General features: G+C 75.2%; 14 protein-coding genes. 4 read left to right on the plus strand and 10 right to left on the minus strand.

Annotated elements, in window-relative coordinates:
- Positions 1 to 36: 36 nt before the first annotated feature.
- Positions 37 to 513 (plus strand): hypothetical protein, encoded by a 477-nt coding sequence (locus NQZ70_RS12610; RefSeq protein WP_129574445.1) that lies wholly within the window; start codon positions 37 to 39, stop codon positions 511 to 513.
- A gap of 21 nt (positions 514 to 534) precedes the next feature.
- Here the strand turns inward: NQZ70_RS12610 and NQZ70_RS12615 are convergent, their stop codons facing one another.
- From NQZ70_RS12615 to NQZ70_RS12640, 6 genes are all read right to left on the minus strand, one after another.
- Complete coding sequence (locus tag NQZ70_RS12615) at positions 535 to 1,554, minus strand: PEGA domain-containing protein (protein WP_272828267.1); 1,020 nt, start codon at positions 1,552 to 1,554, stop codon at positions 535 to 537.
- Positions 1,551 to 4,166 (minus strand): kelch repeat-containing protein, encoded by a 2,616-nt coding sequence (locus tag NQZ70_RS12620; RefSeq protein ID WP_165373925.1) that lies wholly within the window; start codon positions 4,164 to 4,166, stop codon positions 1,551 to 1,553. The genes NQZ70_RS12615 and NQZ70_RS12620 overlap by 4 nt, the downstream gene beginning before the upstream one ends.
- A gap of 13 nt (positions 4,167 to 4,179) precedes the next feature.
- Complete coding sequence (locus NQZ70_RS12625; RefSeq protein ID WP_129574447.1) at positions 4,180 to 5,742, minus strand: serine/threonine-protein kinase; 1,563 nt, start codon at positions 5,740 to 5,742, stop codon at positions 4,180 to 4,182.
- A gap of 160 nt (positions 5,743 to 5,902) precedes the next feature.
- Entirely contained in the window at positions 5,903 to 6,925 is a 1,023-nt protein-coding gene (locus tag NQZ70_RS12630) for a diacylglycerol kinase family protein (protein ID WP_129574448.1), read from the minus strand.
- Positions 6,926 to 8,116 carry a hypothetical protein gene (locus NQZ70_RS12635; protein WP_129574449.1) on the minus strand — a complete coding sequence of 397 codons (1,191 nt, stop codon included), beginning with the start codon at positions 8,114 to 8,116 and terminating at the stop codon, positions 6,926 to 6,928.
- A 144-nt stretch (positions 8,117 to 8,260) separates the two neighbouring features.
- Positions 8,261 to 9,529, minus strand: coding sequence for a hypothetical protein (locus NQZ70_RS12640; RefSeq protein ID WP_129574450.1), 1,269 nt, complete (start codon positions 9,527 to 9,529; stop codon positions 8,261 to 8,263).
- 342 nt (positions 9,530 to 9,871) lie between these two features.
- On the opposite strand from NQZ70_RS12640, the gene NQZ70_RS12645 reads away from it, so the two are divergent.
- Positions 9,872 to 11,272 (plus strand): MFS transporter, encoded by a 1,401-nt coding sequence (locus tag NQZ70_RS12645; protein ID WP_129574451.1) that lies wholly within the window; start codon positions 9,872 to 9,874, stop codon positions 11,270 to 11,272.
- A gap of 116 nt (positions 11,273 to 11,388) precedes the next feature.
- On the opposite strand, the gene NQZ70_RS12650 is transcribed toward NQZ70_RS12645, so the two are convergent.
- On the minus strand, positions 11,389 to 12,339 hold the full coding sequence (locus NQZ70_RS12650) for a hypothetical protein (protein ID WP_129574452.1): 951 nt from the start codon (positions 12,337 to 12,339) through the stop codon (positions 11,389 to 11,391).
- Between the two features lie 417 nt (positions 12,340 to 12,756).
- Here NQZ70_RS12650 and NQZ70_RS12655 point away from each other — a divergent pair, with 417 nt between their 5' ends.
- Both NQZ70_RS12655 and NQZ70_RS12660 read left to right on the plus strand, forming a co-directional pair.
- Positions 12,757 to 14,238 carry a pitrilysin family protein gene (locus NQZ70_RS12655; RefSeq protein WP_129574453.1) on the plus strand — a complete coding sequence of 494 codons (1,482 nt, stop codon included), beginning with the start codon at positions 12,757 to 12,759 and terminating at the stop codon, positions 14,236 to 14,238.
- Entirely contained in the window at positions 14,235 to 15,782 is a 1,548-nt protein-coding gene (locus NQZ70_RS12660; RefSeq protein WP_129574454.1) for a pitrilysin family protein, read from the plus strand. The genes NQZ70_RS12655 and NQZ70_RS12660 overlap by 4 nt, the downstream gene beginning before the upstream one ends.
- A 103-nt stretch (positions 15,783 to 15,885) precedes the next feature.
- Here the strand turns inward: NQZ70_RS12660 and NQZ70_RS12665 are convergent, their stop codons facing one another.
- The 3 genes from NQZ70_RS12665 to NQZ70_RS12675 form a co-directional block, all read right to left on the minus strand.
- On the minus strand, positions 15,886 to 16,515 hold the full coding sequence (locus NQZ70_RS12665; RefSeq protein ID WP_129574455.1) for a hypothetical protein: 630 nt from the start codon (positions 16,513 to 16,515) through the stop codon (positions 15,886 to 15,888).
- Positions 16,516 to 16,560: 45 nt separating this feature from the next.
- Positions 16,561 to 18,114, minus strand: a complete 1,554-nt coding sequence (locus NQZ70_RS12670; protein ID WP_129574456.1) for a DUF6600 domain-containing protein — start codon at positions 18,112 to 18,114, stop codon at positions 16,561 to 16,563.
- A gap of 159 nt (positions 18,115 to 18,273) precedes the next feature.
- Complete coding sequence (locus NQZ70_RS12675) at positions 18,274 to 21,855, minus strand: HEAT repeat domain-containing protein (protein WP_129574457.1); 3,582 nt, start codon at positions 21,853 to 21,855, stop codon at positions 18,274 to 18,276.
- Positions 21,856 to 22,067: the final 212 nt, after the last annotated feature.

Raw genomic sequence — 22,067 nt, forward strand, 5'->3', positions numbered from 1 at the left:
AGGGCGGGCGAGCAGACTGCGCCACGACGGGGCGGCATGAGCTACGGGGGCGGACGGAACACGCACGGGTGCAGCCTCGAGGCCTACCTCGAGGAGCCGGGGCTCACCGAGGGACAGCGGCGGCGGCTGCGGCTGTTCCAGACGGTGGAGGACGCTGTGGGCGATCGCGTGGAGCAGCTGTGCACGTGCAGCGAGCTCGAGGTGACCGACGCGGCGATCCTGGTCGTGTCCCCGGCGGCGCGCCGGCTGCTCTTCCGCAGCGCGGCGGCCGCCGGCGCGGAGCCGCCGGCCGCGAGCGTCATCCTCGGCCATCGGGCGCGGCTCCACGCGTTCCTGCACGCCGCGCTGCCGCCCACGGACGAGGCGCCGTTCGACCCCTACGCCGACCTGCTCGCTCCCTCCCCGCCCCAGTGCGTCCGCGTGCTCATCCTCGACGAGGACTCGCTCACGGTGCTGAACTACGGCGCGTTCGTGGTGGTGAGCCTCGACCGCGGCGAGATGCCGGCGGCGTAGCGACCGGCCCCCGCGGGCCGATCAGAAGCGCACGGTGAGGCGGAGCGGGCCGACGGCGGCGCGCGGCGGGGCCTGCTTCTGCGGGGCGCCGGCGGGGTCGCGGTCGAGGACCAGCACGAGCACGCCGGCGCCCGCCGCGAGGAGGCCGGCGCCCGCGACGATGTCGCCCGCGAGCGCCTGGGCCCGCGCGGCGTCGGCCGCGTCCCCGTCCCGCGTCGGCGCGTCCGACGCGCTCGCGACGCCGAGCAGGCCGATCGCCACGCCGGCCGCGACGGTGGTCAGGCCGCCGGCGAGCAGCACGATCGGCACGACGCGGACCGTCGCCGCGTCGGGCGCGGCGTCGGGCGCCGCACCGCCCGGCAGCGCCCTCGCGGCCGGCGCCCGCGGCCCGGCGGCGGCGCCCGGGGTGGGCGCGCCCGGCGTGGACGCGCCCGGCGTGGGGGCGTCGCGCTCCAGGGTCAGCATGACGACGACGCGGCTCCCCGGCGCCGCGGCGACGCTCCGCCGCGCCTCGCGGTAGCCCGGCGCGCTCACGGTCACCACGTGGTTCCCCGGGTTGACCGGCCGAGGCCGATCCAGCGCCGCCGCGGGCACCTCGACGCCGTCGATCTTCACCACCACGCCCGCGACGTCGTCCGGGGAGAGCCTCAGATCGAGCCCGGCGACGTGGCGCTCGAGCTCCTGCACCGCCTGCCGCGCGAGCTTCTCGTACCCCTTCGTCGCCGGCGCGGACGGCTCGACCAGGAACGCGCGGAAGCTCTCCAGCGCCTCGACGAGCTGGCCGGTCTGCTGCTGCGCCACCCCGAGGCTGTAGAGCGTGATCGGCGCGCGCTTGATCGCGAGCGAGCGCTCGTACCGCTCGCGCGCCTCCTCCCAGCGGCCCTGCTTGGCGAACTCGGAGCCCTCGATGAAGATCTCGCGCGCGACCGCGACGTCGGCCGCGCTCTGCGCCGCGGCGGGCGCGGGCGCCGCGAGGAGCCCCGCCGCGGCGACGAGGAGCGCGAGGGGGCCCGCGAGGGCCCGCGTCCGCCGCGGCGTCACGGCCTGAACCGCTCCCCGTCGGCGAGCAGCGAGAACCCGTCGAACCCGGACCACAGGATGAGCTCTGTCCCCGTCCAGACCCCCACGCCGTAGCTGTGCTGCTTGTTCGCCACCGCCAAGCTCGCGCCCCACCCTGCCACGGGATCGTACAGCTTCCCGTCCTTTTTGGGCATCGCATCGCTCCGCCCGCCCGCGATGAGCGCGCGCGTGCCGGTCCACCCGGTCCAGCCGGTGCGCCGCTCGCCGCGGCTGCGCCGCGAGAGCTTGTCCTTGTCGTCGACGGCGGCCCACGTGCCGGCCGCCGGGTCGTACAGCGCGCCGTCGTCGAGATCGCGGTCGTTCTTGTCCAGGCCGCCCCAGACGAGCAGCCGGCTGCCCAGCCAGACCGCGAACGCGTCGGCCCGCGGGCTCGGCGCGCCCGCGCTGGGCAGCGATCGCCACGCGTCCGTCGTGGGGTTGTAGGCGTACCCGTCGTTCGCGGTCGCGTCGCCGGCGCGCCCGCCGAACAGGTAGAGCTCCGCGCCCGACCACGCCCACGCGACGCCATCGCGCGCCGGGGCCGCGCCCACGCTGGACACCGGCGACCACGCGTCGGCGACCGGGTCGTAGAGCGCGCCGCCGCCCACCGGGCCGCCGCCCGCGGCGCCGCCCCAGATCAGGAGGCGCGTGCCGGTCCACACGGCGATCGGCGACCGCCGCGCCGCGGGGGCGTTCATGGTGCTCATCGCGCGCCAGGTCCGCGCCGCCGGGTCGTACGCGCCGCCGGTGGCCAGGCCCGCCGTGCTCCCGAACGCGCCGCCGCCCCACACGAGCACCCGGGAGCCCGTCCACGCCGCGCCGGCGAGCACGCGGGCCGAGGGCGCGCCCTCGACGCCCAGCGGCGACCACGCGTCGCGCGCCGGGTTGTAGAGCGCCCCGTCGTTCACGTCCCTGGTCGCCGTGCGGCCGCCCCACACGAAGAGCGCGTCCCCGATCCAGGCCGCCGCGGCCATCTGGCGCGGCGCGGGCGCGCCGGCCGCCGTCATGGCGACCCGCGGGGGCGTGCACTCGCCGTCGCGGCACTCGCGGCCGCTCAGGCAGGCGTTGCCGCACGCGCCGCAGTGCTCGACCGAGCCCAGGCTCACGCACGCCCCGTCGCACGCCACGAGGCCGGCGCCGCAGGGCGGGATGCAGGCCCCGCCGGAGCAGATCTCGTTGCCGCTGCAGTCGGCGCTGGTGCAGCACTGGCGGCACGCGACCAGGCTGCAGCACTGCTCTCCGGCGGCGCAGCCCGTGCTCCGGCACGCCGTGCCGCCGGCCTCGCACACGTCGGCGGTGCAGCCGTCGCCGTCCGAGCAGTCCGCGTCCGAGCAGCAGGCGCGGCAGTCTGCGCCGCAGTCGTGCGGCGTGAACCCGCCGCACGCGCACACGCCGGCGGCGCACGCCGCGCCCGGCTTGCAGGCGTTGCCGCACGCGCCGCAGTGCTGCGGGCTCCGGGCGAGGTCGGACTCGCAGCCCGGCGCGCTCGCGTCGCAGTCGGCGAAGCCCGCGTCGCAGGCCAGCGCGCCGGCCTCGCAGTGCTGGTGAGGCCCCGCCACGACGCCGCACGCGCCGCAGTGGCGCGGGCTGGTCTGCGTGTCGACGCACGAGAGGCCGCACGCGGTGAGGCCCGGGGCGCAGGTGACCACGCACGCCGTGCCGTCGCAGCGCGGCGTGTCCGTCGGGCACTGCACGCCGCAGGCGCCGCAGGTCGCCGGGTCGGTGACGATCGACTCGCAGCCCGGCAGCCCGTCGCAGTCGAGGAGCCCGTTGGTGCAGGCGCAGCCGCCGACCGGGTCGCAGGCCATGCCGTCCGAGCAGGCGTCGCCGCAGGCCTTGCAGCTCTCGGTCGTGCCGAGCGGGGCCTCGCAGCCGTCGTCGGGCGACAGGTTGCAGTCGGCGTACCCCGCCTGGCACCCGCACACGCCCGCCTGGCACTCCATGTTCGGCCCGCAGGTGACGCCGCAGGCGCCGCAGTGCGCGGGGTTCGACGAGCCGTCGGTCTCGCACCCCGTGTCGGAGAGGCCGTCGCAGTCGAGGAGCGGCGGCGCGCAGGCGCACCGCCCCGCGTCGCAGATCGCGCCCGAGGGGCAGCGGAGGGAGCAGCCGCCGCAGCGCTCGGGATCGCTCGTGAGATCGACCTCGCAGCCGTTCGTGACGATGTTCCCGTCGCAGTTGTCGAAGCCGAAGACGCACTCGGACGAGCAGTGGCCGCCGACGCAGAGCGTGTTCAGGCACGCCGCGCCGCAGGCGCCGCAGTTCGACGGATCGTTCAGCACGCTCGTGCACTCGCCGCCGCAGCACGACTCGCCGGCGCCGCAGGCGTCGCCGCAGGCGCCGCAGTGCCCCGGGTCCTGGCTCAGGTCGACGCACGTCCCGCCGCAGCACGCGTCCGCCGGGCAATCCGGCGCGCAGCCGCCGGTCGACGTGCTGCCCGGCGCGCCGGCGCCGCCCTCGGACGGCTTGTCGGAGAGGGCGCTGTCCGCGAGCAGCGAGCAGGCGCCGGTGAGCACGGCGATGGCGAGCAGCAGCGGCCATCGCGCGCCGAGCGTGGGCTCGCGATGTCGCGCTCCGCGAGCGGGCCTCACGTTCATCGGCATCCCGGCTTCAGAAGTTCGGCCGAGCCGGGACCGGCAGGGCGGCGGAAGGGGTCTTCGAGGTCGTCCGCGGGGCGGCGCTCCGCCGGGCGCCCGCGTTCCGGGGCGCCGCCGCGGGGACGGCGCCGCCGTCCGTCGCCTCGCGGCGCGGCTCGCCGGAGGCCGCCGGCGCTCCGGCCGAGCGCGCCGGCGCGGGGGGGGCCTGGCTCATGGCGCCTGGCCCGACCGTCGGCGCGGCGGCGGCGGGCGAGGGCAGATCGGGCGGCGCGGCGGACGTCGCGGCCGGGGGCGGGTCGGCGCCGCCGTCGCGCGCGGTCACGCCGCTCAGGGCGAAGAGCGCGAGGCCGATCGTGACGACGGCGGCGACCGCCGCCAGCGCGAGGACGGCGGAGCGCCGCCGGCCAGAGGGCGGCAGCGCGATCTCCTCGCGCTCCTCGCGCGCGAGCGTCTCCACGTCCGGGCTGCTCCGCAGCGGGCGCGCGGCCGGCCGCTCCGAGAGGCGCCGCTGGCCGCCGTCGCTCAGCCAGTGCACGGCGAGCGACGTCCCGGTCACGTCCTCCTCGACCCCGTTCTCGGTGGCCCACCGCGCGAGCGCCACGCCCATGTCGCGCATCGTCCGCCACCGCCCGGCGCGCTCCTTCGCGAGCCCGCGCTCGATGATGCTCCACAGCGCCGCGTCGCCGACGCCGAGCTCGGTGATCGGCACCGGATCCTTCACGAGGATCGCGGCCACGAGGTCGTGGTAGTTGCCGCCCAGGAACGGCCGCTGCCCCGTGAGCGTCTCGTAGAGCACCACCGAGAACGCCCAGACGTCGGTCTGCCCGTCGACGTCGGTGATGCCGCGGGCCTGCTCGGGCGACATGTAGTCGGGGCTGCCGAGCACCGTGCCCGCCTTGGTCACGTCGCCGCCCGCGGTCTCGCTCCACACCTTGGCGATGCCGAAGTCGACGATCTTGGGGGTGACGTCGCCGCGATCGTTCTTCACGAGGAAGATGTTCTCGGGCTTGAGATCGCGGTGGACGATCCTGCGGTCGTGCGCCGCGGCGAGGGCGCTCGCGATCGGCAGCAGGATGCGGAGCGCGGCCGCGGGCGAGAAGCGCTTCCGGCGCTCGATCGCCTCGACCAGCTGCTCGCCGCGGAGGACCTCCATCACGATGTACGGATCGCGGTGGTCGGACTCTCCGAAGTCGAGCACCCGGACGATCGAGGGGTGATCGATGCGCGCCGCGGCGCGCGCCTCCTGCTGGAGGCGCAGCGTCGCCTCGGTCGAGGTGACCTCGCGTCGGATGAACTTGAGCGCGACGTCGATGTTCAGCACGTCGTTGTGCGCGAGCCACACCATCCCCATGCCGCCTTCGCCGAGGACGTAGCGCAGCCGGTACTTGCCGCCGATCACGTCGCCCTCGCGGTAGATGCGCCGCGTCGACCGCCCCGGCCCGGGCGACGGCGCGCCGATCTGCCGGAGCGACGACAGGAGCGATGGATCGAGCGACTCCGGATCGAGCGACTCCGGGTCGCCCGCGTCGGGAGCGCTGCCGCGCGGGAAGGCCGCGGACGACGACGGGCGGCTCACGCCATCAGCCCGCAGCGTCGATCCCGTCGAGGGTGCGGGCGCGGAGGTTGAGCGCGGCGACATGGAGCGAGGGTATTCTAACTTTGCCGGTCTCCTACAGCCATGGTCTCGCGCGGCCGTGCGCGCGCAGCGAGCGCGCGCACGCCGCAGGAGCGCTCGGTCAGCGCGCGCGGCGCGCGCCCTCGCCGGGAGCGCACACCTCGTGCGATGTGCGCCGAACGGCGACAGGGCGGTGGCCGGTCTTGTGCTCCACGAGGATTTTTACCCGCGGGCCGATGCGCACCGTGAGCGGGCCGACGTGCTCGTGCACGTCCCCATCGCACACGTAGCGGACCACACCGGAGCGCGCCTCGAGCACCGCGCGCTGCGCGATCTTCTCGAACGTGCACGCCTCGCCCATCGGCTGCGCTCGCCAGATGTCGCGCAGCTTCCGCACGAAGCCGAGCGCGGAGGTGTGGATGCCCAGCATGTGGAAGCTCTCGGGGCGCTCGTCGTAGCGGTGGAACGGGCGGAACCCGAGGCCGATCTGGTCGACGGTGCCGGCGGCGACGGCGAGGTAGTCGCGGTCCGGGAAGGCCGAGCCGTCGTCGAAGTGGACGCGGCCCTCCCAGCGCGCGGCGACCTGGGTGTCGGTCTTGAGGAGCACGGCGGCGCTCGCGCGGGCGAGGACCTTCGCGGCCCAGATCGCGCTCCGCTCCTCGCTGCGGTTGTACTCGGCGATGAACCCGTGGACGCAGCCGGTGCCGAAGATGAAGCCGTAGTGGGCGCCGATCCGCATCACGTGGCGCTCGACCGAGCGCAGCGGATGCCGGCCGCGGTCGGTGTAGCGCGCGATGAGCCCGGCGAGCAGGCCGTCGGGGCGCCCGCGGGGGACGCCGACGGCGTTGGCCACGGTGTTCATCGTCCCGCCGCGCAGGAACGCGATCGGCGGCAGCGGCTCGTCCTCGTAGACGTCGAGGAAGCCCGTGATGGTGACGTGGTTCGTGCCGTCGCCCCCCGAGATGCCGAGCACGTCGATGGAGAGCTTCCTGAAGTCCTCCGCGATCCTGGCGAGGTCCTCGCGGGTGCGCGCGGTGCGGACGACGCCGTGGTCGCCGAGCGTGCGCGCGAGCCGGACGGCCGCGCGGGGGTCGCTCAGGTTCTGGCGCGAGCGGGGGTTGATGATGACGCCGATGCCGCCCATCTAGCGCCGGCCTTGCGGCGTCTTCCACCGCGGCTTGAGGTGGACCCGCACGACGTCCGCCATCAGGCCGAGGTGGGCGCAGTGGTCGGGCTTGTCGTCGCCGGTGTACCCGCGGACGTGGAAGTCGCCGCGGTCGAAGCGCTGGATCATGTCGAGGCCGAGCACGTCGCGGCGGGAGGAGCCGCGCGGCTTGCCCCGCAGCTGCTGCACGATGAAGTTCGCCGTCTCCGCGGTCGACGCGTAGCCGGGCGGCAGGATGGAGGAGTGGCTCATGAACATGAACGCCTCGCCCGCCGCGGCGCGCCGCGCGAACGCGATGAACGGCTCGATCTGCGCGACCTTGAGCTTGCGCTGGTGCTCGTCGGCGTACCCGGCGTGCAGCGAGTCGAGCAGCACGAGCGCGTCGACCCGCTTGCCGGCCGGCTGGCGCAGGATCTGCTCGACGGCGCCGTAGCCCGCGCTCCACGCCGAGAGGCCGAGCTTCCGGATGTAGACCTTCTTCTTGCCGGTCTTCTTCGCCACCGCGCGCTCGATGCTGTCGAGCAGGTTCTCGAAGACGTAGGGCGCCGAGAACGCGCTCGAGTACGCGCCCGAGCCGATGCCGAGATCGATCCCGACGAGGACGGCGCCGTCGGCCGTCTTCACGAACTCTTTCCGGAGCGCCTCGTGGCCGTGGAAGTGGATGAGGACGTCGAAGCCGCCGCGCTTCGTGACCCCGCCCTTGTGGGGCATGATCATCTGCCCCATCGAGGGCGCGCGGGACCACCGGTCGTAGACGCCCCAGCCCGGATCGGGCGTCATGCACGGGTTGATGTCGCCGCGGCGCTTCTTCGAGGGGGTGGCGCGGCTGCTGGTCGCCCCCGGCCGGTCGCGCCGCGGCGGGCTGCGATCGGCGCGCTGGCCGGCTTCCGGGGCTTCGCCGCCCGCGCCGGAGGGCGGGGCGCCGGCGCCGTCCGCCGCGGGCGCGCCGGCCTGGGGCGCGCCGTCTTCCTGGGGCGCGCCGTCTTCCTGGGCGGCGCCGGCCGGCGGGGCGGCCTGCGCGGCCGGCGGAGGCTCCGGGGGCGCGCCGGCGTTCGCGGCGGCCGGGTCCTGCGCCGCTGCAGGGGGCGCGGCGAGCCACCAGGTGGCGGCGAGCAGCGAGAGGAGCGCCCATCGCCCGGGGGGCCGGCGGGCCTGCAGAGGAGTTTTCATGTCGGGTGGGCCTCCATTCCATGGAACCGCGTGTGGATCGAGCGATCGGTGCTGGGGCGCCGCCGCGGCGCCGTCCGCCGCGACGGAGCGCGGGCGTCCGGCGGCGGCGCGGGCGGCGGGCGGGGCGCCCTGCCCGGGCGAGCGTCACCCCGGCGGCGGCTTGCCCTGGGGGAAGGCCGCGCCGGCGTCGGCGGCGGCGAGGATGCGCTCCTCGGCTTGCGAGGCGAGCTTCTCGACCGCCGCGGCGGCGTCGGCGGGGGGCAGCGAGCGGAGGAACTGGATGAACTCCGGCTCGAGGCCGGGCTTCACGCCGCTCAGGACGAGCACGATCGGGATGGCGGGCTTCTCGACCTCGGCGAGCTCGGTGGCGCGGGCGCGCCAGCGGCTCGCCCCGATGGCGAGGCGGAAGGCCCACTGCCCGCCGAGGCCGATGAGGAGGCCGGTCATGACGCCCGCGACGAAGAGGTCGGCGTCCTTCGGCGCGAGGAGCGCGGCGGAGAGCCCGCCGATGGCCGCGCCGATGACGATGCCGGGCTCGCCGCTGTTGTGCGCGGCCGCGGTCTTCAGGATCTCCACGGCCTGCATGCCCGGGCGCCCGCTGCGCACGGCGTCGCGCAGCGGCAGCAGCGTCGCGAGGCGGCGCATCGAGGCGGCGCGCACGCCCAGGTAGCTGATGAGCAGGGCGCAGACGGTCAGCCCCACGCCGACGCTCACCGCCACGCGCCGGGAGAAGACGCCCTGGGGGAGCGGCTCGCGGACCATCGCGGTGAGCGCGCGCTCCCGGTCGCGCTCGGCGTTCGCCTTGTAGGCGGCCTCGGCGTCCTTCGTGGCCTGGGCGACCTTGTCGGCGGGGATGTCGGCGAGGAGCGAGAGCAGCTGCTTCGCCGCCTCGAACTGCTCGGCCTCGGCGGTGCCGGGCGGCGTGATCGCGGCTGCCTTGACGATGGCGTCCCAGGCGGGGATCGCGCTCACGCGCGCCCCGAGGAGCGCCTCGGTCGCCTCGCGGCAGCCGGCGAGGGTCTTGACCTGCTTGTAGAGCGGCTGGGCGGAGGCCCAGGCGCCCTGCTTGTCCGGCTCCTTGGGCTTCGGCGGCGGCGTATTGCGCTGCGCGCGCGTCTTCGTGACCGGCGGTGGCGCCGGGGGCTCCTCGCCCGGGGCGGGCATGCGCGCGGATTTCGCGGCCTTCTTGAAGAGGTCGATCTCGACGATGAGCTTCTCGCCGGCGAGGGCGCACGCGCGCGCGGGCGCGATGCGGGCCTCGGACTCGTCGGCCTGCCGCCGCGCGGCCGGATCGGGGACGAGCCTGCCCTCCACGGTCACGAGGCGGAGGACCGCCACGGCGATGCACAGCACGAGGATGGCCGAGGCGATGAAGGTGGCGCGGACCTCCTCGCGCCGGGTGTACTCGTTCACGCTCGCTCCCTCGGAAGTACCGGAGATGGGCAGGTCGGCGCGAGGGCCGTGCGCGCCGGGGCGGCCGCGCGGCCGTCCGGGCACGCGGCGCCACGATCGGCGTCGCGGCCGTTACGGCAGGGGGACACCGAGGGAGCGCGAGCCCGTCGCATGCAGTTCACCGTTAAACCAGATGCCGGACCGATACCACAGCGTCGCTCGCAATGGAGTCCGCTGCTTCCCTCGCGTCGGCGTCGGCGCGGTTCTGCGCGGCGCGCACGGTGCTGCGCGGTGGTCTGCGCCCCCGAGCGCCCTGGAACTTGCTCCGCCCCGGGGCGCTTCGTGTAAGGGTGCCGAGAAGGCGTGGAGGCTGCCGTCACATCCCACAAGTCCGTCGAGCCCGCTGCCCCGGCGCGCACCGCTCTGTCCGATCAGGGCGCGGAGGCCGCGAGGCGCGGCGCCCCCGCGGGAGCGTCCGGCGCGGCGGCGGTGTCCGGCGCGGCGGCGGAGCGGGCGGCGAGCCGGGGTCTGTGGATCTCGTCGACCTACTTCGCCGAGGGCTTGCCCTACGCGATCGCGCATAAGGTGGCGGGGGAGTTCTTCACGGCGGCGGGGGCGAGCCTCCAGATCATCGGCCTCGTGTCGCTCTACGGGCTCCCGTGGAACCTCAAGTTCCTCTGGAGCCCGCTGGTCGATCTCCACGGCAGCGCACGGCGCTGGCTCGTGGGGGCCGAGGTCGCGCTCGCGGTGATCCTCCTCGGCCTCGCGGCGACGGCGGACAGCGGCGCGCTCGGGCTCGTCGCGGCGCTGTTCGGGCTGGTCGCCGTCGCGGCGGCGACGCACGACATCGCGGTCGACGGCTTCTACCTGCAGGCGCTCGACAAGGACGCGCAGGCGGCGTTCTCGGGGCTGCGGGTCGGGGCGTACCGGCTGGCGCTGCTCGCGGGCGCGCTCCTTGTCGCGTTCGCGGGCTGGGCGTCCTTCGGCGCGTCGTTCGCCGTCGCGGCGGCCGCGCTCGCGCTGCTCGCGGGCGCGCACGCCGTGGGATTGCCGCGCCCCGCGGTAGCGCCCGCGCCCGGCGCCCCGGCGGCGGGCGCCCCGGCGGCGTCCGGAGCTGCCGCGGCGTCCGGAGCTGCGGCCGCACCCGGGGTGGCGGCGCCGGGAGCCGCCGGGCTGCGGCGGTACGTCGAGCCGTTCCGTGCGTTCCTGCGCCAGCCCCGGATCGCGTCGAGCCTCGCGTTCATCCTCTGCTACCGGGCGGGGGACGCGCTCATGTTCGCGATGTCGTCGCCGCTGCTGAAGGACCTCGGCCTCGACACGGCGGCGCGCGGCAACGTGGCCGGCGTCGGCACGGTCGCCTCGATCGCCGGCTCGACGCTTGGCGGTGTGCTCATCAAGCGGTGGGGGCTCGCGCGCACGATCTTCCCCATCGCGCTCCTGCAGAGCCTGGCGATCCTGCTCTATGTGGCGCTCGCGTGGCTCAGGCCGGCGCTCCCGTGGATCGTCGCGCTCGTCACGCTCGAGCAGCTCGCCGCCGGGATCGGCACGGCGGTGCTCGTGGTGTTCCTGATGCGGCGCTGCGTGGACGGGTACAAGTCGTCGCACTTCGCGATCGGGTCGGCGCTGATGTCGGTCTCGGCGACGTTCGCCGGCAGCGTGAGCGGCTACCTCGCCGCCAGCGTGGGGTTCACGGCGTTCTTCGCGATCGCCTTCGCCGCGTCGATCCCGGGGGTCGTCCTGTCGCGCTGGGTGCCGCGGGAGTAGCTACTGGTCTCGACCGCCCAGACGGGGGTGCCGCACGTCGTCGGCCGCGCATCGAGCACCGGTCGTTCGGGAGGGAAGCCCACCTGCTCAGCGCCGCCGGCCGCGGAGGCCCGCGCTCACTCCGCGTCGGGGCCGAGCAACCAGGCCAGCAGGGCCTCGGTGTCCAGCTCGAACACGGCGGCAGCCGCTTGGGGATCGCCCAGCGTGCTCGCCCTGTTGGCCACGGCGGCTTGCTCCACGGCGCTCAGCTCACGGCGCAGCCGGCGCGCGAGCACGCCCCGCAGCATCTCCTCGATACCCTGCTTGCGTCCCTTCTCGATACCCTGCTCCACGCCCTTTTCGATACCCTGCTCGAACACCTCCCGCAGGGTTTCGCTCGCCAGGATCGATTGCTGATCCAGCTCCTGTACGCGCATCCTGATCTCCTTGTGCCAAGTGTGCCCCCAGGGGGCCAGCTCCGCCAGCACCTGCATCACGGCATACAGCTCCGCGCGCTGCTCGTCGCGAGGCTCGCGGCGGCGGATCTCCTCGACCACCTGCCGGATCGAGCCCTCCGTGGCGTCGACGGCGAGGGGCGTGAAGACGAGCCAGAACACGCCCGGTCGCGCCATCAGCTCGGCCACCTTGCGCTGGTAGACAGCCTCGATGCGGAAGCGCTGTCCGCAGAAGCGCTCGCTCTCGGGCCAGTTCGTGCGGAACTGCCCCTCGAGCGGCCACGGAGCCGCGCGCCCGCTGAGGAGGACGGCCACGCTCTCCACCGGGGGAATGGCGCCGTCGCCCCGGCCCGGGTCGACCGCGGCCCGGAGCGAGAGCACGAGCAGGACCGCGTACTCGAACATGCGGAGCGCGAGGTCATTGCCCGGCGCGACGATGAACTCCAGCTGCACCAGGCGCCGCTGACCGCCGCCGCGGAGCTCGAGGACCCGGTCGATCCTGCGCTCCAGCGCGGTCAGCTGCGTCTCGACCCACGAGACCGAGTCGACCGCAAATGCGAGCGTCAGACCCCGAGCGAGCTCGTCGCCGCAGCGCAGCGCGATGTGCCGCAAGGCGATGTCGTACTGACCCATTCCACCGATCTCCACGTGGGCGCACGCAGCGAGAGAGGCCGCTGCGCCCGGCTGCCCCAGCGCTCCACCTCGACCCTCGACCGGCCCTGTGCCGCCCGAGGTGCTCTCGTTGTGGATTCCGGGCAGGAGGCGCGGACGATCCGGAAATGAGACGAGAGGGCCCGCAAGGCCGCGGAGAGCAAGCCGATCGAGGACCGGCAAGGGGCGGCGCCGCCGCCCGCAGCGCCCGCGAGCCCGGCCGGCGCCCGGCCTTCGTGAGCCCGGCTGTCCCGCTCCCGAGCCGCGCTTTCCTTATCCCTTCCGCCGTGCGTCCGTTGTCCGTGACAACTTGACAACGGCACCCTCGCCGGCTGCATCTCGCCCTCGGTGCTCCCGGCCGCTTGCGTCCCGCCTGGGACCGGCGCAACCCTCGGGCTCATGCAGACCCGCGCGCGTCACCCGCCGCTCCCGCGCTCCACGGGGCCGATCCTGGCCGCCGTGGCCGCCGCCTTCTCTCTCTCCGGGCCGAAGGCCGCCCCGGCCGCGCCGCCCGAGGCCGCCGCTCCGAAGCCCGCGCCGGGAGCGCCGCCCGCCGCCTCTCCCGCGCCGAAGCTCGACGTCCCCTTCACCAAGTACGCCCTCGAGAACGGCCTCACCGTGATCCTGCACGAGGACCACGCGCTGCCGATGGTCGCCCTGAACCTCATGGTCAAGGTCGGCTCGCGGTTCGAGGAGCCGGGGCGCACCGGCTTCGCGCACCTGTTCGAGCACCTCATGTTCATGGGCACCCGCCGCGTCCCCACGAAGCAGTTCGACGCGTGGATGGAGGCCGAAGGCGGCTGGAACAACGCGTGGACCAGCGAGGACCGCACCGACTACCACGAGGTCGCGCCGGCCCATGCGCTGCCGCTCCTGCTGTGGCTCGAGGCCGACCGGTTCGCGTCGCTCGCCGACAGCATGGACATCGCCAAGCTCAACACGCAGCGCGACGTCGTGAGGAACGAGCGCCGCCAGACCAGCGAGAACGAGCCCTACGGCAAGGTCGAGCTCCTCCTGCCCTCGCTGATGTACCCGAAAGGGCACCCCTACCATCACCCGGTGATCGGCTCGCACGAGGACCTCCAGGCCGCGACGGTCGACGACGTGACCGCGTTCTTCCGGCGGTGGTACGTGCCGAACAACGTCTCGCTGGTCGTGGCCGGCGACTTCGATCCGCAGAAGGCGCGCGACACCATCGAGCGGTACTTCGGCGGCATCCCGGGGCGGCCGGTCCCCGAGGTGGCCGCGCCGCCGCCGGTGAAGCTGAGCGGCGTCGTGCGCCAGACGATCGAGGACAACGTGAACCTCCCCAAGGTGGTCATGGCCTGGCACAGCCCCGCGCGCTTCGCGCCGGGCGACGCCGAGCTCGATCTGCTCGCCACCGCGCTCGAGCAGGGAAAGGCGAGCCGCCTCTACAAGGCCCTCGTCTACGACAAGGCGCTCGCCCAGGAGGTGAGCGCCCAGCAGAGCTCCGGGGACCTCGGCTCGACGTTCACCGTCGAGGCGATCGCGCGGCCGGGCGTGCCGCTCGAGAAGCTCGAGGCCGCCATCGACGCCGAGCTCGCCCGCGTGCGCGACGAACACCTGAGCCGCGAGGAGCTCGACCGGGCCAAGAACCAGTACGAGACCGCCTTCGTGACGGCGCTCGAGTCGGTCGCCGGCCGGGCCTCGATGCTCAACCGGTACGAGACGTGGACGGGCCAGCCCGGGTTCGTGGAGCAGGATCTGAAGCGCTACCGCGACGCGACCGCGGCGTCGCTGCAGGCGACCGCGAAGAGCACGCTGGACCCGAACGCGCGGGTGATCGTGAGGGTCGTGCCGAAGGGCAGCGACGAGGCGAAGAAGGGCAGCGACGAGGCGAAGAAGGCGGTGACGAAATGAGAGCGAGGAACGCAGGCGCGCTGATCGCGCTGCTCGCCGCGGCCGTCGGCTGCGAGCCGAAGGCGCCGGCGCAGTCCCCGGCCCGGGCGGAGGCGCCGCAGAAGGCGCCCCCGGCCGCGGCCGCCCAGCCCGCGGACCCGCTCGGGCCCAAACCGGAGCTGCCCAAGCCGGAGCCGTTCACGCCGCCCGCGCCCGTGGTGCTCGACGGGCCGAACGGCATCAAGGTGTGGCTCCTCGAGCGCCACACGCTGCCGATCGTGGCGGTGTCCGTCGCCGTCGCGTCGGGGTCGGCGGACGATCCGAAGGGCGCCGCGGGCCTCGCCCACATCACGGCCGACATGCTCGACGAGGGCGCGGGGCAGCGCAGCGCGGTGGAGCTGTCCAGCGCGATCAACGATCTCGGCGCGACGCTCTCGGTCGGGGCGCGCGCCGACGGGAGCGTCGCGGCCCTCTCCGTGCTGAAGAAGAACTTCGACAAGGCGTTCTCGCTCCTCGCCGACGTCGTCGCGCGCCCGCGCTTCGAGGCGAAGGAGTGGAAGCGCGTCAGCGAGCTCTGGCAGAACGACCTCCGGAAGCGCGGCGACGACCCGACGCGGGTCTCGGCGCTGGTCTCGACGGCCGCGCTCTACGGGCCGGGCACGCCGTACGGGCACCCCGTCGAGGGCCTGCTCGCGGACGCAAAATCGATCGGGCTCCCGGCCGTCAAGGCGTTCTACAAGGCGGCGTGGCGCCCCGATCGCGCGGTGATCTCCGTGGTCGGCGACATCACCCGGGACGAGGTGATGCAGGCGATCGCGCGCGACCTCGGCGCGTGGTCCGGCAAGGGCGCGCCCGCCGGCGCCGCGCCGACCGACAAGGGCGCGCCGGCCGCGCCCGCCGCGGCCCCGGCCTGGAAGCCGCCGCGCCTCGTGCTCGTCGACCGCCCGGGGGCGCCGCAGTCGGTGATCGCGGTCGTGCGGGAGGGGGTCGCCGCGAGCGATCCGCGGCGGCCGCTGCTCCAGCTGATCAACACCGCGCTCGGCGGCTCGTTCACGTCGCGCCTGAACCAGAACCTGCGCGAGGATCACGGCTGGTCCTACGGGGCCGCGTCGGCGTTCAGCGAGACGAAGCGGCCGGGCGCCTTCGTCGCGCGGGCGTCCGTGGTCACCGAGGCGACCGGACCCGCCCTGAAGGAGATGCTCGGCGAGCTTGCCAAGATGGCAGACTCCGGGCTGACCCGGGACGAGCTGGCGAAGGTGCAGGCGCACGACCGCGCGGACCTCGTCTCCGCCTACGAGACGGTGAACCGCACCGCGCTGCGCCTCGGGACGCTGGCGCGGCTCTCGCTGCCGGAGACGTTCGACAGCGCCGCGAGCCAGGCGCGGCAGCAGGCGACGCTCGCCGGCCTCGCGGAGCTGGCGAGGGCGGTGGATCCGAAGGGGGCGACCCTCGTGCTCGTCGGCCCGCGGCAGGAGATCTTGCCGCAGCTCCAGGCGATCGGCCTCGGCGAGCCGGAGGCGTGGGACGTCGAGGGGCAGCCGATCCAGCCGAAGAAGGCGCCCTGAGCGGCCCGCGTCCCCGCTGCCCGCGCTCCTCCCGCCGCGCGGGCAGCGGGAGGAGCGGCGCCGTCCCCGCGCGCTCTGCGGGGCGAGGTCGGCGCCCGCGTCCTCAGGGCGAGGTCGGCTGGAAATCGATCGGGTTCGTCGGCGCGCCCTCGTGCAGGACGCCGTCGCCGAACCAGTAGACGTAGCGAGGCTCCTGGGCGCCGTCGAGGTACGCCTCCAGCCGGACGATGGCGCCCTCGGTCGTGGTGAACGTCATCGCGTCGATGTCCGAGCCGGTCTCGGCGTGGAGGTACGCGATGCCGTCGTCGGCGAGGCGCGTCGCGTCCGTCTTCTCGAGGTCGGTCCCCACGATGTCGAACAGCTCGGACGACGTGTCCACCGAGGCGTAGAGATCGAAGCTGCAGACGACCTTGGAGCGGTTCGTGTCGCAGGTCGTCCAGAGCCGCCACGTCCCGCCGGCCGCATACTCGACGAAGATGCCGACCCCCTCGCCCGGCTCGCTGCTCAGGGCGGCGTCCGTGTCGATGGCGACGAGCCTCGGCTCGTCCGCGGGCGGGGGAGGCTGGTTGTCGTGGTCGTCCTCCCAGCCGTCCCCATCGTCGTGCTGGTGGTCCCGGTGGTGGCCGTCCTCGTCGACGATGATGCAGCCGGACGAAGCCAGGGGCGCGGCGACGAGAAGGAACGACCACAGCCCCAGTGAACGAAGCTTCACGAAGTCAGCGGAAAACGTCATCGCATCTGCTCCTGCCCGTGGACGTCGCAAGACGTGGACCAATCGCTATCTCGACCGCGGACGCGCCGGCGGCGCCGGCGCCGCCCGCCCCGGAGCCGAGCCCGACGGGAGGTGGATCCTGGGCCGCGGGGCCCGCGGCGCGCTCGGGAGGGCGTGCGGCCTCGCGACCGGCGCGCTCAGCTGCGGCGCCGGCGTCGGCGCCGGCGCCGACCGCTGCGGGACGGCGCGCGGCGCGGACGGCGTGGCGTCGACGCGCGGCGCGGGCGGCGCGGTGACGGTGCGCGGCGCGGGCGGCGCGGTGAAGACGCGCGGCGAGGGGGCGACGCGCGGCGCCGGGAGCGCGCGCGGCGTCGGGGCGGGCGCTTCCGACGGGGGCGCGACGGTCGCCCTCGAGGCGCGGTGCGGCGCGCCGGCGCGGGGCAGGGGGCCCGCGCCGGAGAAGCCCCGCCCCGGAAGGCCGGGCCTGGCGACGGAGGCCGGCGCGTCGCCGTCGTGCGACCTCGGGGTGCGCAGCGACGGCGACGCCCGCCGATCGCCCGACGGCGCCGGGGGCGCCGAGAAACGGCGCGACGACGGGGGCGCGAGGCGCGCGCTCGGCGTCGTGCTCTTGCGCGCATAGGCGAGGGCGCGGGGATCCGCCTTGCCGCGGACCTTCGGCGCAGCCGACGAGGGGACACGGGCCTCGGCGAGCGAGGGCGATGCGGGGCGGTAGCTGCCAGGACGAATGCCGTGGGACGGGCTGGAGGGCCCCCGCCTGCCGCCCGGGCGGACGTCGTCGCGCCCGGTCCTGCTCACGGTCGGCCGCGCCGGCCTGTAGGGGTGCGAATGCGCGGCGATGCGCCGGACGACCTCGCGATCCCGGACGACGTGCCGGTGCACGTGGTGGTGGAACACGTAGGTCGTCGGGCAGAAGACGTACGCCGCCGGGGGCACCGTCCACAGCGACACCGCGACGCCGCTGCTCCAGTAATAGGTGGGCGGCATCGGAGCCCAGCCGATGTAGCCGCCGTCGCCGACGCGCCAGACCACCCACGCCGGGGCATAGGAGCGCCCCGGGATCCACGCCCAGCCGTGGACGGGGATCCAGACCCAGCGGCCGTAGTGGAAGGGGATGTGACCCCACTCGTAATCGCTGACCCACAGCCACTCGCCGTCGTCGGTCAGCTCCCAGCGGCCCGCGGTCTGGTAGGGCGCGAAGCCCGGGCCGACCACGACCGCGGAAGGCACCCAGACCCGGCCGTAGCTCGGGTCGTCGATCCAGGTGCCGTACGGGGCGAGCGGCTCCTGGAACTCGATCACGGCGCTCGGGTCGGTGTCCTCGTAGTACTCGTCCACCGCGAGCTCGGCGCTCACGCCGACTTCGGCCTGGACCGGCTGGGTCTCGGCGGGCCGTGAAGCCGCGGTCTCACCGGCGGCGCGGGGCTCGTCGGTCGTGTAGCCCTGCGGCAGGCCCTGGGCGGCGGCGCTCGACGGCGCGGCGACGAGCGCGGCGAGCAGCGACAGCGCGCCTGCGAGCCGGCGGAGCCGGGCCCTGGTGATGCCCGACGCCGCAGGCGCAGGGCGCTTCGGGGGAGCGGGGGGGAGAGGCATCGGGTGCATGATGGGTCCTTCTCGAGGGGGATGCCAGGAAGAGGTCGGGCTGGCCTCGGGCGTCCTCGGGTCTCTTCAGACGTCCTCGCGCGCCGGAACAGTCACCGCGCGCTGCAAGCTTCGTTCCGGAGCTCGGCCCGCGCGCCGTCGATCAGCGCGGCCCTTGCCTCAATCGAGGTCGCTGTCGTCGAGCGCCGGCGCCTCCTCGTCCGACGGCGGCGGCTCTCGCGAGGGCAGCGGCGGCGGCTTCGGCAGGAGCGACAGCCGCGCGTGCGCGTCGGCCAGCTTGCGATCGGCCTCGCGCAGGCGCCGGTTCAGCACCCGGATCACGGCGTCGGCGATCTCGGCCGTCTCCCGCACCGCCTCGTGGAAATCCTCGGCGGAGACCCGGAGCAGCTCCGTGTCCTCGGTGACCACGGCCGTCGAGCCCCGCGGCTCGCTGTCGAACAGCGACATCTCGCCGAAGACGTCGTTCGCGCCGAGCCGCGCGATCTCGCGGCCGTCCAGGGTGAGGCTCACCTCGCCCGAGATGATCGAGTAGAGCGCGCCGCCCGGCTCGCCCTGGCGGAAGATGACGTCGCCCCGGGCCAGCGAGATCACGAGCGAGCCGCGCGCCAGCGCGACGAGATCGTCGCCGGCCACGCGCGAGAACAGCGGGACACGCTGGAGGAACAGGACCTTCTCGATGGTGGTGTACATCTCGTCCTCGGGCTCGATGCCGGTGCCGCCGGTGACCGCCCAGTATCGTGCGTAACGGGCCACCGCGGGATCCTCATCGACCCGCAGCTCGGCGAGGCGCTCGGGGGCGCCGGCCGGCGACGTGACCGCGATCGCGATGGCGGCGGCCTCGCGGACGAGCGGGTCGGGATCCCAGGTCGCGGCGAGCGCGTCCGCGGCCGCGCCGGCGATGGCGCGCCGCGCGACGGCGTCGAGCGCGAGCGCGGCGCTGTAGGGCTCGCCGCGCACGAGCTCGCGGCGGATCCAGGCGACGGCGGCGGCCTCCGGCGGCATCGGCATCCGGGGGAACTCGCCCGAGAGCGCGAGCAGGCGCTCGACGAGGGAGACGAGGCGCTCGCGAAGCGGCCGGTCGAGGAGCGACTCCAGCACCTCGAACGCGTTGGCCCGCAGCGCCGGATCCGGGCCGAAGACGTGGGTGCGCACCAGGGCGACGACCTCGCGCGGGTAGGCGAGCTCGCACAGCCGGAGCACGCGGATGATCCCCTTGCGCAGCCGGCGGAGCAGGTGCTGATCGAGCAGCGGGCCCGCGACGCGGGGGCGCACCGCGATGTACGCCTCGCGCGCGCGGACGTGCTCGACCGTCTCGTCGTCGATGCAGGCGCGGATGCGCCGGAGGGGGGCCGGGGGCGCGCGCAGCGCGAGGCGCAGGCGCGAGGCCGACGCGAGCACCTTCTGGCGGAGGGCCTCGTTCGGGTGGTCGATCTGGGCGAGCAGCGCGTCGAGGGCGCCGTGGCTGGAGAGCCGCGCGAGCACCCGCGGGATCGCGAGCCGCGCGCCGCGCGGGGTGCTGTCGTCGTCGAGGCGCGCCGCGAGCTCGGGGATGGCGGCGTCGCCGAGCGCCTCGATGGCCCGGGCCGCGGCCGGCGCGAGGGCGCGCTCGGCGAGGGCGTCCGCGAGCAGCGGGAGCAGGCGCGGATCGGCGACGCTCGACGAGGAGCGCACGGCCTCGCGGCGCACCGCGGGGTCGGGGTCGCCGATGAGCCGCGCGAGCGCGCGCTGGAGCGACGCGTGGCCGACCATGCCGAGGATGCGGGCGGCGGCGACGCGGTCGCGCGGGGAGGGGCTCTCGAGCAGCGCGCGCAGCCGCGGCGCGCCCTCGAGCATGCCGTCGAGGCCGCAGTGGCGCAGGAGCGCGGCGATCGCGGCGGCCCGGAGCTCGTCGTCGCCGGGCGCGCCGGGGGAGGCGCCGCGCGGCGCGTCGCTCTCCCGCGCGAGCGCGAGCAGCTCGTCGTGGGCGTCCTCCCGCAGCAGCGCCGCGAGGGCGTCGACCGCGGCGACGCGGACCGCGGTGTTCCGGTCGCGGATCGCCGCGCGCGCGATCTCGGCGCCCTCTTCGTGATCGAGCTCCGCCGCGAGGCGCACCGCGAGCGCGCGCACCCTGGCCGAGCCGTGGCGCGCGAGCGCGGGCACGGCCTCGCGGACGAGGGCGGGGTCGAGCTGGCGGAGCTGATCGATGGCGAAGAGCACCTGCGTCATGGCGCGGCTGTAGAGCGCCTCCTTGAGGATCGCGCGCGTCTGCGGGCCGTAGGCGACGCTGTCCGGCCCGAGCTGGCGGCGCATCAAGGTCCTGCGCATGGCGTCGAAGTAGCCGCGCCGCACGAGCGGGATGAGGGCGATGGTGGCGACGCAGAGCGGGAGGCAGTAGAGGCCGAGGCGCGCGGCCTCCTCGACGAGCGCGGGGCCGGTGGCGGCGGTGGGCGCCATGGCGAGCAGGACCAGCGCGCCGAGGCCGTAGCCGAGGGGCTTGGCGATCGCGGAGACGAGCGTCCGCACCCGCTCCCGGAGCGCCGGCGGGAACGGGAAGAAGAGCAGCTGCATCGTCGCGTCGTAGATCGTGAACTGGAGCGCGTTGTCGCTCAGCTTCATGATGGAGGCGAAGGCGAGCGAGGGGATCGCGACCAGCGCGGCGGTGCTGGCGGTGAACGCGGCGGGCATGGCGAGCAGCCCGCCGAGCACGCCGTGACGGCGGAGGACCGCCGGCGTCGCGCCGAGCTGCACGAGCAGGCCGAGCAGGCCGACGGCGCCGTAGAGGTGCGCCATGAACCGGGCGAGATCGTCGCGGTCGGGGTAGGCGGTGAGGGCGATCGCCTTGAACTGGTAGTCGCCGACCGTGAGCACGGTGAAGAGGAGGAGCGTCAGGAGCGCGATGGTGAGGGCGTAGCGCGATCGCCACACTTCCATGCGGGGGAGGCGGGCCTGGATGAGCTCGTCGTCGCCGGACGGGGGCCGCTCCAGCGGGTGCCGCCGCGCGAGCGCCGTGGTGAGCGAGGCCATGCCGAGCAGGGCGGCGATGAGCACGAACAGCAGGTTCTCGGTGCCGATCCACGTCACGACGAGGCCGGTCCCGAAGCCGCAGGCGACGGTGCCGACGACGCGGCCGCTGCCGATCAGGCCGAAGAGGCGCTTGGCGCTGCGCGCGTCGTGCAGGTCCTGGGCGACGGCCCAGACGAGGACGGCGGTGAAGTTCGCGATGATCTCGGACCAGATGTAGAAGACGAGGATCGCGGCGCGCACCTCCTGGCCGATGAGCACGCGCAGGAGCGCGAACGTGATCGCGCCGAACAGGGCGAAGGCGACGCACAGGCGGGCGCGCGGGAGGCGGCGGGCGACGCGGTCGTAGGCGAGCGCCGCGACCGCGGAGGCGGCGCCGTACACGATCCACATCGGCGCGATCCAGGTGACGGGGAACCTGGTGAGGAAGAGCGCGTCGCGCGCCGAGCGGCCGACCACGAAGATGAGGGCGGCGAGGAAGAGCAGGCAGAAGAGCAGCGCGGACCGGTGCAGCTCGACGCGGGTGAGCGTGACGCCGAGGACGGCGGTGTCGGTGCTCGGCGGCGCGCCGCTCGGCGGCAGCCGGCTGGGCCGGTTCGACGCCGGGCGCACGGACGGGGCGGACCCGGGCGCAGGCGCGCCGTCCGGGCGCGCGCTCGGCTGCCCGGAGCGCAGCGTCTCCGGGGCGGCCGCGCGCCCCTTCGCGCTCGGCTGCGCGGGAGCGGCGTCGGTCGGGTCCACCCGCCCCAGGCTAGCCGAGCTCTCTCGAAGAGCGCGTGTTTCAGGCCACGCGGCGCGCCCGGCGTCGCGGCGCGGCGCGGCGGCCCGCTCGCCCCCGCGCGCCGCGGCGCCGCTGCCAACTTGTCAGGAAGGGACCGCGAGGGTGGCCAGCTCGTCATTTCGCGCGTCGCCGACGTGGGCATCGCGGCGCCCTCCGGCGGGGGCGGCCGAGG

Origin of the sequence: Sorangium sp. So ce836 (assembly GCF_028553905.1) — a bacterium.
Lineage (GTDB): Bacteria > Myxococcota_A > Polyangia > Polyangiales > Polyangiaceae > Sorangium > Sorangium cellulosum_D.

Excerpts from the sequence above, each read along its gene's own strand:
- NQZ70_RS12610 (WP_129574445.1), top strand. The coding sequence starts at position 37 with ATGAGCTACGGGGGCGGACGGAACACGCACGGGTGCAGCCTCGAGGCC.
- NQZ70_RS12620 (WP_165373925.1), bottom strand. The coding sequence starts at position 4,166 with ATGAACGTGAGGCCCGCTCGCGGAGCGCGACATCGCGAGCCCACGCTC.
- NQZ70_RS12630 (WP_129574448.1), bottom strand. The coding sequence starts at position 6,925 with ATGGGCGGCATCGGCGTCATCATCAACCCCCGCTCGCGCCAGAACCTG.
- NQZ70_RS12635 (WP_129574449.1), bottom strand. The coding sequence starts at position 8,116 with ATGAAAACTCCTCTGCAGGCCCGCCGGCCCCCCGGGCGATGGGCGCTC.
- NQZ70_RS12650 (WP_129574452.1), bottom strand. The coding sequence starts at position 12,339 with ATGGGTCAGTACGACATCGCCTTGCGGCACATCGCGCTGCGCTGCGGC.
- NQZ70_RS12655 (WP_129574453.1), top strand. The coding sequence starts at position 12,757 with ATGCAGACCCGCGCGCGTCACCCGCCGCTCCCGCGCTCCACGGGGCCG.
- NQZ70_RS12660 (WP_129574454.1), top strand. The coding sequence starts at position 14,235 with ATGAGAGCGAGGAACGCAGGCGCGCTGATCGCGCTGCTCGCCGCGGCC.
- NQZ70_RS12665 (WP_129574455.1), bottom strand. The coding sequence starts at position 16,515 with ATGACGTTTTCCGCTGACTTCGTGAAGCTTCGTTCACTGGGGCTGTGG.
- NQZ70_RS12670 (WP_129574456.1), bottom strand. The coding sequence starts at position 18,114 with ATGCACCCGATGCCTCTCCCCCCCGCTCCCCCGAAGCGCCCTGCGCCT.